We start from the raw sequence: 12064 nt of genomic DNA, 5'->3' as shown, positions 1-12064 counted from the left end.
ATATAATTTGGATATAAATCATCTCATTATTAGATAGATTAGGAGGAAATGATGGAATTACGCCAGTTGAGGTACTTTATCGAAGTAGCAGAACGGGAACATATTTCAGAAGCGGCTATTCATTTGCATGTGGCACAATCAGCTGTGAGTAGACAAATCGCTAATTTAGAAGATGAGCTTGGAGTGGAATTGTTTGAACGTGTCGGAAGAAATGTGAAGTTAACACCTATTGGTAAAATTTTTTTAGAGCATAGTATTTCTGCATTACAAGCAATTGATTATGCAAAAAAACAGATAGACGAATATTTAGATCCGGATAAAGGGACGATAAAAATCGGCTTTCCTACTAGTTTAGCTGGGCATTTTTTGCCAACTGTCATTTCAGCTTTTAAGAAAGAATATCCCCAAGTTGCTTTTCATTTAAGACAAGGGTCGTATAATTTTTTAATCGATGCTGTGAAAAACAGAGAGCTCAATCTTGCTTTTTTGGGACCACTTCCTCCGAAGGATCATTCGATTAATACATCTATTTTATTTACCGAAAACTTTTCGGCACTTTTACCCTCTTCACATAGATTGGCAAAACGAGAGAAAATTCATCTGAAAGATTTGTTAGAAGATGATTTTATTTTATTTCCAGAAGGTTATATATTACGTAAGATTGCACTAGAAGCTTGTCATTCTGTTGGGTTCACGCCGAACACTTCTTCTGAAGGGGAAGATATGGATGCGATTAAAGGGTTAGTTGCTGCAGGTATGGGGGTAAGCCTTCTACCAGAAAGTTCTTTTTATGATTCAACACAGAGATTTACAGTGAAGTTACCAATTGAAACGCCGATTATTAGAAGAACAGTTGGCATCATTAGCCCCGCAACACGCGAGCTATCTCCATCTGAAAAGGTGTTCCATCAATTTGTCATCCGTTTTTTTGCAGTGCTTCGTCAATATCAATGAAGAATAATTTGCGCAATTTATAGATATTGCGACTTAGCTAGTTGAATAAAGTGTCCGCAATCATTTTCGCTACAGGGCGGACGCTTTCCGTGGGCATAGCTTCAATCAATAGGAATTTCTTGCTAATTTAGCATCTGCAGTCATCAAAGAATTAGATTTTTCATGTCCACTACGCAATATTTGTTAACCCTAATTAGCATTCTACCTTAGAATCAGTGGAGTATTTACAGAATAATAACTTGGACAATCAACTCAAATAGATGGACAATCTAGCGAGAATGTTGGACAATTTCATAGAACTTGGACGATCTCTCCTCAAAGTTGGACTATCGTATATAAAACTTGGACAATCTTCGCAAATAGATGGACTATCTAGCACGAAAGTTGGACAATTTCATAGAACCTGGACGATCTCTTCCCAAAGTTGGACAATCGTATATAAAACTTGGACAATCTTCGCAAATAGATGGACAATCTAGCGCGAAAGTTGGACAATTTCAAAGTACTTGGACGATCTCTTCCCAAAGTTGGACAATCGTATATAAAACTTGGACAATCTTCGCAAATAGATGGACAATCTAGCACGAAAGTTGGACAATTTCATAGTACTTGGACGATCTCTTACCAAAGTTGGACAATCGTATATATAACTTGGACGATCTCCTCAAATACTTGGACAATCCTCCCTCCAAGTTCATTTCATGCAACCATCTATTTCGATGATGTCGCATATTTATCGTTATCTTTATCCAAATTAACTCGATCTTTTAAGAAAGAAATGATTGCTTTCGATGACCGGTTTGTGCCCTAAGCCACTTTCTAGATCCAGACATTTTAAAAACTGCATAATATTTGGTTTAGCAAGTCGGTACTGATAAGTAGGTTCTAAGCCATGAAAAAACAGGAAATCGTGGGATTCACGGTCTCCTGTTTTTTATTCATCTACCTTTAAAATATTGATTATAAAACACTCAATTTTTCATCTTTCAAATCACTTATGAACATGCAACCAGGTGCATGCGTTATCATAATAGAAGGTTTACTTTGCATCGCAACTGCTTGAGGGGTTACTCCACAAGCCCAAAACACAGGAATTTCTCCTTCTTTAATCGTTACAGCATCCCCAAAGTCAGGCTTAGCTATATTCATGATTCCAATTTGACTTGGATCTCCAATATGGATTGGAGCTCCATGCACACCTGGAAAACGGGAAGTAATTTGAATAGCTCGAATCGCATCTTCATGCGACATCGGACGCATACTTACTACAGTTGGCCCTTCGAAAATTCCAGCTTTTTCACACGGAATATTTGTTTTATACATTGGTACATTACAGTTTTCTTCGATATGTCTAATTGGAATACCTGCTTCCAATAATGGCGTTTCGAATGTAAAACTACAACCTATTAAGAATGCGACCATATCCTCTTCCCAGTAATCTGTAATATCCGTCACTTCATCTGAAAATACGCCATCTTTATATATGCGATATTTTGGAATATCCGTCCGAATATCAGCCTTTTTAGCAATTAAACTTGGGATATAGGAACCTACTTCGGTTACATCTATTAAAGGACATGATTTAGGATTTCGTTGGCAAAATAATAAAAAGTCGAATGCATATTCTTTCTTCAAGATAGCTAAATTCGCTTGTGTGTACCCTTTTGCCATGCCAGCTGTTGGCCCAGTGATTTCCCCATTACTAATAAGTTTACGTAATTCACTTGGAGCCATTGTTGTGTAGTTACTCATTTGTGATTCACTCCCTCTTATTTAAAAAGCAATGGAATTTGTTCAATTAGAGTCATAATACCTAACACTCCCATTATAACGACTACTAACCCCCCTGTGATTGTTAACCAAAGTGGATGTTTATAATCACCGACAATATTTTTCTTGTATGCAGCTACTAACATTGTTCCCAGTGCCAACGGTAAAATTAGTGCATTTAACGCACCTACAAGAAGGAGGATATTGACAGGACGTCCAACTAAGGCAAAAGTTATGGTCGATACTAGAATGAATAGAATAATAATCCAGTTATGATATTTTTCAATCATTGGATGGAATGAGCGAATAAATGATACAGATGTATAAGCAGCTCCTACTACAGAGGTGATTGCGGCAGCCCACATAATAACACCAAACATTCTAAAACCAATTTCACCAGCTGCAAGTCTAAAAACGGATGCCGGTGGATTTTCAGGATCAATTGCTAATCCTTGACTTACAACGCCAAGTACTGCTAAAAATAGTGCAATTCGCATAATACCTGTCACAGCAATACCAGTTACAGAACTCTTTGTAACTTGTGGTAATGATTCCACACCTTTAACTCCTGCATCTAAAAGGCGATGTCCCCCTGCAAAAGTAATGTAGCCTCCAACTGTACCACCAACAAGTGTTACTATGGCAAATATACTTATTTCAGATGGAGCAAATGTATTGATAACTGCTTCTCCAACTGGTGGTGATGTAATAAAAGCAACATACACCATTAAAATAATCATCACAAAACCTGCAATTTGAGCAACTTTATCCATCGCTTTTCCTGCTTCTTTTACAACAAAGATAAAGATTGCAAATGCCGCACTTATAATAGCCCCTGTAATCGGGTCCATACCAAGCATTGCATTTAAACCTAGACCTGCTCCAGCAACGTTCCCAATATTAAATGCTAATCCACCCATGACGATGAGAATTGCTAAAAGTACTCCAAGACCCGGTAATACTTTGTTTGCGATCTCTTGTCCGCGCAAACCTGAAACAGCGATGATTCTCCACACATTCACTTGTGCAAAAATATCAAGTAATAAAGAAATTAAAATAACAAATCCAAAACTTGCAGCAAGTTGCTGCGTGAAGACCGTCGTTTGTGTTAAAAATCCTGGTCCTACGGCAGATGTAGCCATTAAAAATGCTGCACCAAGTAAGACGCTTTTTCCAACTTTCTTATTTGTATCAATTGTCTTTATTTTTGACTTTCCCATAAAATTCTCCCCTTATTCGAACACTGCGGAAACTACAATACTGTTACTCTCCAAAGTTTCTTTAATATATTTAGCAAAAGATACAGCATGTTCTCCATCCCCATGAATGCAAACCGTATCCGCGTTTATCAACACTTCTGTATCTTGTTGAGAAATTACTTTTCCTTCAGTGACCATTTTAACTACTTGTGCAACAGATTTATTCGTGTCCGTTATAAGTGCATCCGTTTGCTGACGAGACGTAAGTGATCCATCTGACTGATAAGTACGATCTGCAAATACTTCATGGGCTGTATGTAAACCATTTTTTTCTCCAGCATCCGTTAATTTACTACCCGCTAATCCAAATAATACTAATGAAGGAGAAACGTCATAAACTGCTTTAGCTATTGCTTGCGCGAGCTCGGAGTCCTTAGCAGCCATATTATACAAAGCTCCATGCGGCTTCACATGTTGCATCTGCTCTCCAAAAGTAGCTAAAAATCCATTTAAAGCACCAATCTGATAAACAACGATGTCATAAGCTTCCTGAGGAGTAATATTCATTTCTCTTCTACCAAAACCATTTAAATCAGGCAATCCAGGATGTGCACCTATCTTCACGCCATTTTCTATTGCTAACTTGACTGTTTCTCGCATTACGCTTGGATCTCCAGCATGAAATCCACATGCGATATTAGCCGAAGTTACATATTTCAATATTTCTTTTTGTTCTCCCAGTTTATATCGACCAAAACTTTCCCCTAGGTCACAATTCAAATCTACTCGAAACATTCATATCCCCTCCTGATGAAAAAATTATACTGCTACAACACTCTAAATGCTTTTGGTTCCGAATTAAGGAACTAAAGTTTTGAAACTTAAAACAATTTTAGCACAATTAGATTTTTCTGAATAGAGACTATTTTTGTTTACTACATTCTAGCATTAGGCATATTTTGACTTGTAATTTGTTTTTAGAGAATTATAATTATTACTATAATTCATTTTTAGGAACTGAAGTGCCGTATTTCGAAACTAAAGGAGCTGTTTTTGTGCCCAATCAACAGATAAAAGCCACCATGAAACCATTGGGAGATTCTGCATTAATCGTACAGCTTGGTGAAGGTATAGATTCGTTAATTCATGAAAAAGTTAAAAATCTTTCAGAACTATTAACTAATAATCCATTTGAAGGATTTATAGAACTGGTACCTGCTTACAATAATATAACCGTTTATTACAATCCATATACTGTACATATGTCACAAATGGGAACATCAACTGCTTTTTTAAAAGTCTGTACGCATATGAATCATTTAGTGGAGCAAATTAAGATTAATAAAAATGAAAATCCAAGGCTTGTCTCTATACCCGTATGTTATGGTGGTGAATTTGGACCTGATTTAGAAAATGTTGCCCAGTATCATAACATGACTCCAGAAGAAGTAATTCGAATTCACTCTGAAAGTGAATGTTTAGTTTATATGCTAGGTTTTGCTCCTGGTTTCCCATTTATGGGTGGAATGGATACTCGCATTGCAACCCCACGCAAAGAAACACCTCGTTTATCCATACCGCCTGGATCCGTAGGAATTGCTGGTAAACAGACTGGAATTTATCCAATGGAAACTCCCGGAGGATGGCAAATTATCGGAAGAACTCCACTAGATTTGTTTCTTCCGCAAATGTCTCCTCCGACTTTACTTCAATCAGGAGATATTATTAAATTTACACCTATTTCTCCTAGTGAATACTTAGAGTATAAGGAGATGAAACAATGAGTATAAACGTATTACACTCTGGACTGCTCACAACAGTTCAAGACATCGGGAGATACGGTTCCCAAAAGTATGGAGTTATTGTTAGTGGTGCAATGGATAGCTATTCTTTACGCCTTGCCAATATTTTAGTTGGAAACAAAGAGAACGAAGCTACACTCGAGATTACATTATATGGAACAACTCTTCAATTTGAAGAAGATACGTTAATCGCAATTACAGGAGGCGATTTTCTTACTACGATTGATGGAATAATTGCCCCTTTATGGCGTCCTGTGCTCATAAAGAAAAATTCAATCTTAAAGTTCAATTCTGCTATTAAAGGAAGTAGAGCTTATGTCGCTTTCGCGGGCGGCATAAATACCCCTCAAATTATGGGTAGCAAAAGTACATATCTCCGAGCGAATATTGGTGGATATGAAGGTAGAGCTCTAAAAAAAGGGGATTTCTTAAAAATTGGTGAGAAAAATAAAACAAGTGAAGCACTTCTTCAACAACTAGATGATAAAAATATCTCATGGTCCATTAATTTCAATGAACTAATAAATTTCCAACAAGATTTAATCATTCGTGTACTAAAAGGCACAGAGTTTGAACGGTTCGATAAAGAAAACCAACAAACATTTTTTCAACAGTCCTATACATTAACAGTTCAATCCGACCGCATGGGATATCGCTTAGAAGGCCCTTCTATATCACTCTCGGAAAAATTCGAACTATTATCAGAAGGTGTTACATTTGGAACCATTCAGATTCCTCCTAATGGTCAACCTATCATTCTAATGGCAGACAGACAAACTACTGGAGGTTATCCTAAATTTGGACAAGTAATTACTGCCGACTTACCAAGTCTGGCACAACTTCAACCAAGGGCAACAATCCGATTTACGGAAGTCACACTAAAAGAAGCTGAAACTGTTTTAGTACAAAATGAACAGTTCATAAATAACTTAAAAACCGCTATACACTATAAACTGTTTCATTAATGAACAAAAGCGCATTTGCCTGTCTCTGCTCCGACAGGCAAATGGGGCGGGAAGGCATCCAAAGTACGCCACATCCTGTGGCAACGGATGCATGACCCGCATCGTGCGGCCCAGGAGGCAGCTCCCCAGCCACTACAGCTTTTTCACATTTGATCCCGAGGGGCAAGGTGCTGGAGTCTGAACGGTGAAGTTCTTGTAGACTGTTATCCACATGTCAAATTTTTCATCACTACCTAAACGACAAAAAAGTCCTCTAATCATTTTAATCAGAGGACTTTTTTCTTATCTATGGTAGCCTAGTTTTTCGGAAATCTCATTTGCGGCAGCCATTGCTTTTTCAGCAAAAATTGCTACATTTTCATTTTGATAATTTGCTTCAATTCCAGCGATACTAATTCCAGCAATCACTTCCCCTTTAAAATTAAAAATAGGTGCTGCAATTGCTGATGTATGGTTTTCCAACTCTGAATGACTTATGGTATAGCCGCTAGTTCTTGCATATTGGATACTCTCTAGCAATTGTTCTTTGTTTATAATTGTCCCTAGCGCGATAGGTTTTAATTCCACATTTTCTATATAACCTTCAATTTCATCATCTTGCAAAAATGACAATAGTACTCTCGAACAAGCCCCAGCATATAATGGACTCCTTCTTCCAATTGCAGTATATAATCGAACTTTTTGATAAATATCAACTTTTTCAATATAAATCGCTTCATCACCTTGCTTCACAATTAAGTTTATCGCTTCTTTTAACTCTTTATGTAAATCTTGCATAATAGGATAGGCAATTTGTCGAATATCTAATCTCGATGAAACGAGATTTCCGTAAGTAAGAAATAGAAGACCTAAACGATATTTAGAGTCATCTCCTTTTTCAATAAAACCCATTTCCTCTAAAGTTAGGAGCATTCTATAAACTGATGTTTTAGGAATATTCGATAGTTCTATGATATCTTGAAATGTCAACGCAGCATGTTCAATAAATAAGTTTAAAATATCCATGGAACGAACGACTGTTTTATTCTTCATATACTCTCCTTTATTTTATTAGTTGTTTTTCTAAAGCTAAGAAGTTCCTTGTTCCCCCGATAATTAACGATAAAAATACTTAAACCTACCATTACTAATCCAATAAGGAGCAGATAAGTAATCGGTTCGCCTAAAAAAGCAGCTCCTAAAAAGACGGCAATAATTGGCACAAGAAAAGTAAAAGCACCAACTTTACTTGCCTCCCCTTCATTAATCAGTTTGTAATAAAGAATATACGCAATTGGAACCCCAAAAACTGCACCATAACCTACTCCAAATAAGTATGTACCGTTCCATATAATATCCGACCATTTTTCAAAAATGTTCCCGGTCCCTAATAAAAATCCACCACCAATAATCGATTGTAAAGAGACCATCCAATACGCGTCTAATCGATCACTTACTTTTTTTACATAAATTACTCCAAAAGCCCAACTTACAGCAGTAAGCAATCCTAAGGCAACTCCTATGACAGAAACATGAAAAGTTAATCCATCTAGACTAACGACGACAATTCCGAGGAAGCCTATGAATAAACCAATTATTTTAACAGGAGTCATCATTTCCCCTAACCAAATCCAAGCAAACAAACCTAGTAAAACAGGTTGAAAATAGACTAGAATAGAAAACAACCCACCCGGCAAATAATTAAGCCCAACTGTTTGGATCCCAAAAAATAAAACCGTATTAAAAAAAGCAGTAATACAATACAAACGCCAATTTTCGCGCCAGTTAATCTTATCCCGTCTCTTCCACAATACAATTGCTAGTAAACATCCACCAATAAAAGCGCGCATTCCGGCAAACAATAAAGGCGGAGTGTATGGTACTGCAGATTTATAAATTGGCCAACAGGCACCCCATAAAAAGACAAGGAATAATAATACAACTGTTGAATTTAAGAATAACTTATGCAAGTTCACAACTTCCCTTCCCTACAAAACCAACTCTTTACTTCCACTATACACCTAAAGAATAATACAGCCTACTAGATTTTCATTGGATAATTAAGAATTATCCGATAAATATAGAGTTTTCACAATTTAGTGTGTTAAAATGAACTAGTACTTAGTGACTTACTAATTGGAGGTTGGCATCAATATTATGCAAGTAACAAACACGAAATCCGTTCAAGTAGAAAATGTACTGATTGCGCATCAATTTTTAAAGGATGTAGTTGTACATACCCCTTTGCAAAAAAACGACTATTTATCGGAAAAATATGGAGCGACCATTTACATTAAACGAGAAGATTTACAACATGTTCGTTCGTTTAAACTAAGAGGCGCCTATTACAAAATTAAGACCATTGAACAAGAAGCCCGAGAAAAAGGAGTCGTTTGTGCAAGCGCAGGAAATCACGCACAAGGCGTAGCTTATGCATGTGCTCATTTACGAATATCCGCTAACATTTTCATGCCATTAACAACACCAAAACAAAAAATTGACCAAGTAAAAATGTTCGGTCGTGAATATGTAGAGATTACGCTTGCTGGAGATACTTTTGATGACTCTGCAGCTAGTGCAACAGCTTATGCAGAAGCGGAAAATCGAATTTTTATCCATCCATTCGATGATCTCGACATTATAGCTGGCCAAGGAACGGTTGCGATTGAAATTATGAATGATATCGAAGAACCAATAGATTTTGTGTTTGGCAGTATAGGTGGCGGCGGATTAGTAGCTGGACTTTCCACTTATATAAAGAACCTCTCCCCTCTTACGAAAATAATCGGTGTTGAACCGGCCGGAGCTGCAAGTATGAAAGCTGCTTTTGATAATTTAGGACCAGTGGTACTTGATACAATCGATAAGTTTGTAGATGGTGCGGCTGTACAATGTGCCGGTAATTTAACGTACGAAACTTGTAAAAAATACGTAGATAATATAACCCTTGTACCAGAGGGAAAAGTTTGCACCACTATTTTAGATTTATACAATAAACACGCGATTATCGCAGAACCAGCCGGTGCTTTGCCGATTGCTGCGCTCGATTTTCATAAAGAGGAAATTAAAGGGAAGTCTGTGGTCTGTGTCATTAGTGGCGGGAATAACGATATTGGTAGAATGCAAGAAATAAAAGAAAAATCGCTTATGTATGAAGGTCTACTATACTACTTTATCGTGAACTTTCCACAAAGAGCTGGAGCACTCCGCCAATTTCTAGATAAAGTACTTGGACCAGAAGATGATATTACGACTTTTGAATACACGAAGAAAAACAATAAAGAAAGCGGTCCTGCACTTGTAGGAATCGAATTAAAACATAGAGAAGACTACGACGGACTTATTTCTCGATTAACTGAGAATGGATTTTCGTACAAAGAAGTAAACAAAGATAGCACATTATTTGGTCTACTAATTTAAATTGCTATTAGCAAATAGCTTGGTATACCAATGAATTTATCATTTGATTTACGGGAGAAAGAATAAGTAATAGATAAAAATTATTAAAATGTCACATTTGATTTCTAGCAATATTCGTTTTCCTTTGATATAATCATTATTGAATTATAAGAATTCTAATCTAGGAGGAATTATTAATGTCAGAAAATCAAAACAACAACAAATTGACAACTGCAGCTGGCGCACCTGTAGTAGATAACCAAAACTCGATGTCCGCTGGTAAAAGAGGTCCCCTATTACTACAAGACGTTTGGTTATTAGAGAAATTAGCTCACTTTGATAGAGAAGTAATTCCTGAGCGTCGTATGCATGCGAAAGGTTCTGCAGCATACGGAAAATTCACTGTAACAAATGATATTACAAAATATACAAAAGCGGCGTTATTCTCGGAAGTTGGAAAGGAAACAGAAATGTTCGTACGTTTCTCAACGGTAGCTGGTGAACGTGGTGCAGCTGATGCAGAACGTGATATCCGTGGATTCTCTATGCGTTTTTACACAGAACAAGGGAACTGGGATTTAGTTGGAAACAACACGCCAGTATTCTTCTTCCGTGATCCACTTAACTTCCCAGATTTAAATCATGCAGTTAAACGTGATCCAAAAACAAATATGCGTAGTGCAAATAATAACTGGGATTTCTGGACTTCACTTCCAGAAGCACTTCACCAAGTTACAATCGTTATGAGTGACCGTGGTATTCCAGCAACTTACCGCAATATGCACGGTTTTGGTAGCCATACATTCAGTATGATTAACGCTGAAAATGAGCGCGTTTGGGTGAAATTCCACATGCGTTCGGAGCAACCAATTGAGAATTTAACAGACCAAGAAGCAGAAGAACTAGTTGGGAAAGACCGTGAAAGTCACCAACGCGATCTTTTCGAAAATATCGAACAAGGTAACTTCCCTAAATGGAAAATGTACATCCAAGTGATGACAGAAGAACAAGCAAAAAATCACCCAGACAATCCATTCGATTTAACAAAAGTTTGGTATAAAGGAGATTATCCATTAATCGAAGTTGGTGAGTGGGAATTGAACCGTAACCCTGAAAACTATTTTGCAGAAGTAGAACAAGCAGCATTTACACCTGCTAACGTAGTACCAGGAATTAGCTTCTCTCCTGACAGAATGCTACAAGGTCGTCTATTCTCTTATGGTGATGCACAACGTTACCGTCTAGGTGTTAACCACCACCAAATTCCAGTTAACCAACCAAAATGCCCAGTTCACTCGTTCCATAGAGACGGAGCAATGCGCACAGATGGTAACTTAGGTGGAACACTTCACTACGAACCAAATACGTATGGTCAATGGAAATCACAACCGGAATTTAAAGATCCAGCATTAGCACTTGATGGTGCTGCAGATATTTACGACTTCCACGAAGATGATAGTAACTACTTCGAGCAACCAGGTAAATTATTTAACTTAATGAGCCCTGAGCAACAACAATTGTTATTTGAAAACACTGGTAGAAACATGCAAGGCGTAGACAAACATATTCAACTGCGTCATATCACTCATTGCTATAAAGCAGATCCTGCGTATGGTAAAGGTGTAGCAGAAGCATTGGATATTCCATGGGGCGAAGTAGAAGCAGCTTTAGCTTTTGCTGAATAAGATCACTTTATCTAATTGCACCGCATTTTGCGGTGCTTTTTGTTTCATAATAAAAAACAGCCTAGCTCATTATGAACTAGACTATTTCTATATTATTTTTATTTGCTTTTGAAGGTAAAGCTAACCTTTAGTTGAAAAGACAATCAAACGTAAGTTTACACTGGGAAATTAATAATATTGAAAACTAAAGCATTACCAACTCACAAAGTAGTAATGGGGACTGTCAATATTTTTGTGTAAATGATAATCCAACCTTCTCTTGTAGACTATCACTTTTTGAATTTTATACACTGGATTCGAAGGAATGATTT

General features: G+C 37.1%; 10 protein-coding genes. 5 read left to right on the top strand and 5 right to left on the bottom strand.

The window, feature by feature from the left end; genetic code table 11:
• Nucleotides 1-51: 51 nt before the first annotated feature.
• A complete protein-coding gene (gene gltC / locus ACIQYS_RS20585; RefSeq protein ID WP_402984318.1) occupies nt 52-954 on the top strand; it encodes a glutamate biosynthesis transcriptional regulator GltC in 903 nt (300 codons plus the stop codon).
• Nucleotides 955-1914: 960 nt separating this feature from the next.
• Here the strand turns inward: gltC and ACIQYS_RS20580 are convergent.
• The 3 genes from ACIQYS_RS20580 to ACIQYS_RS20570 are packed head-to-tail and all read right to left on the bottom strand — an operon-like array spanning nt 1915 to nt 4718.
• Nucleotides 1915-2706: a putative hydro-lyase gene (locus tag ACIQYS_RS20580; protein WP_402984315.1), complete on the bottom strand. Its 792-nt coding sequence runs from the start codon at nt 2704-2706 to the stop codon at nt 1915-1917.
• Nucleotides 2707-2723: 17 nt separating this feature from the next.
• Nucleotides 2724-3944, bottom strand: coding sequence for an NRAMP family divalent metal transporter (locus ACIQYS_RS20575; protein WP_402984312.1), 1221 nt, complete (start codon nt 3942-3944; stop codon nt 2724-2726).
• A gap of 12 nt (nt 3945-3956) precedes the next feature.
• Complete coding sequence (locus ACIQYS_RS20570; protein WP_402984309.1) at nt 3957-4718, bottom strand: LamB/YcsF family protein; 762 nt, start codon at nt 4716-4718, stop codon at nt 3957-3959.
• A 260-nt stretch (nt 4719-4978) separates the two neighbouring features.
• Between ACIQYS_RS20570 and pxpB the strand changes: the two genes are divergently transcribed.
• Together pxpB and ACIQYS_RS20560 are read left to right on the top strand one after the other, a co-directional pair.
• Nucleotides 4979-5707 (top strand): 5-oxoprolinase subunit PxpB, encoded by a 729-nt coding sequence (gene pxpB / locus ACIQYS_RS20565; RefSeq protein WP_402984306.1) that lies wholly within the window; start codon nt 4979-4981, stop codon nt 5705-5707.
• Entirely contained in the window at nt 5704-6690 is a 987-nt protein-coding gene (locus tag ACIQYS_RS20560; protein ID WP_402984303.1) for a 5-oxoprolinase subunit C family protein, read from the top strand. Before pxpB ends, ACIQYS_RS20560 begins: the two co-directional genes overlap by 4 nt.
• Before the next feature lie 282 nt (nt 6691-6972).
• On the opposite strand, the gene ACIQYS_RS20555 is transcribed toward ACIQYS_RS20560, so the two are convergent.
• Nucleotides 6973-7722, bottom strand: a complete 750-nt coding sequence (locus tag ACIQYS_RS20555; protein WP_402984300.1) for an IclR family transcriptional regulator — start codon at nt 7720-7722, stop codon at nt 6973-6975.
• The gene (locus ACIQYS_RS20550; protein WP_402984369.1) at nt 7719-8639 is read right to left on the bottom strand and encodes a DMT family transporter; all 921 of its coding nucleotides are present in this window, start codon (nt 8637-8639) and stop codon (nt 7719-7721) included. Before ACIQYS_RS20550 ends, ACIQYS_RS20555 begins: the two co-directional genes overlap by 4 nt.
• A 187-nt stretch (nt 8640-8826) precedes the next feature.
• On the opposite strand from ACIQYS_RS20550, the gene ilvA reads away from it, so the two are divergent.
• Together ilvA and ACIQYS_RS20540 are read left to right on the top strand one after the other, a co-directional pair.
• Nucleotides 8827-10089, top strand: coding sequence for a threonine ammonia-lyase IlvA (gene ilvA / locus ACIQYS_RS20545; RefSeq protein WP_402984297.1), 1263 nt, complete (start codon nt 8827-8829; stop codon nt 10087-10089).
• 176 nt (nt 10090-10265) lie between these two features.
• The gene (locus tag ACIQYS_RS20540; protein WP_402984294.1) at nt 10266-11753 is read left to right on the top strand and encodes a catalase; all 1488 of its coding nucleotides are present in this window, start codon (nt 10266-10268) and stop codon (nt 11751-11753) included.
• Nucleotides 11754-12064: the final 311 nt, after the last annotated feature.

It is taken from the genome of Psychrobacillus sp. NPDC096426, assembly GCF_044762745.1.
Classification (GTDB): Bacteria; Bacillota; Bacilli; order Bacillales_A; family Planococcaceae; genus Psychrobacillus.
Note: the sequence above shows the minus strand (reverse complement) of the source record. Positions and strands in the feature narration are given on the sequence as shown.

Excerpts from the sequence above, each read along its gene's own strand:
- gltC (WP_402984318.1), top strand. The coding sequence starts at position 52 with ATGGAATTACGCCAGTTGAGGTACTTTATCGAAGTAGCAGAACGGGAA.
- ACIQYS_RS20580 (WP_402984315.1), bottom strand. The coding sequence starts at position 2,706 with ATGAGTAACTACACAACAATGGCTCCAAGTGAATTACGTAAACTTATT.
- ACIQYS_RS20575 (WP_402984312.1), bottom strand. The coding sequence starts at position 3,944 with ATGGGAAAGTCAAAAATAAAGACAATTGATACAAATAAGAAAGTTGGA.
- ACIQYS_RS20570 (WP_402984309.1), bottom strand. The coding sequence starts at position 4,718 with ATGTTTCGAGTAGATTTGAATTGTGACCTAGGGGAAAGTTTTGGTCGA.
- ACIQYS_RS20560 (WP_402984303.1), top strand. The coding sequence starts at position 5,704 with ATGAGTATAAACGTATTACACTCTGGACTGCTCACAACAGTTCAAGAC.
- ACIQYS_RS20555 (WP_402984300.1), bottom strand. The coding sequence starts at position 7,722 with ATGAAGAATAAAACAGTCGTTCGTTCCATGGATATTTTAAACTTATTT.
- ilvA (WP_402984297.1), top strand. The coding sequence starts at position 8,827 with ATGCAAGTAACAAACACGAAATCCGTTCAAGTAGAAAATGTACTGATT.
- ACIQYS_RS20540 (WP_402984294.1), top strand. The coding sequence starts at position 10,266 with ATGTCAGAAAATCAAAACAACAACAAATTGACAACTGCAGCTGGCGCA.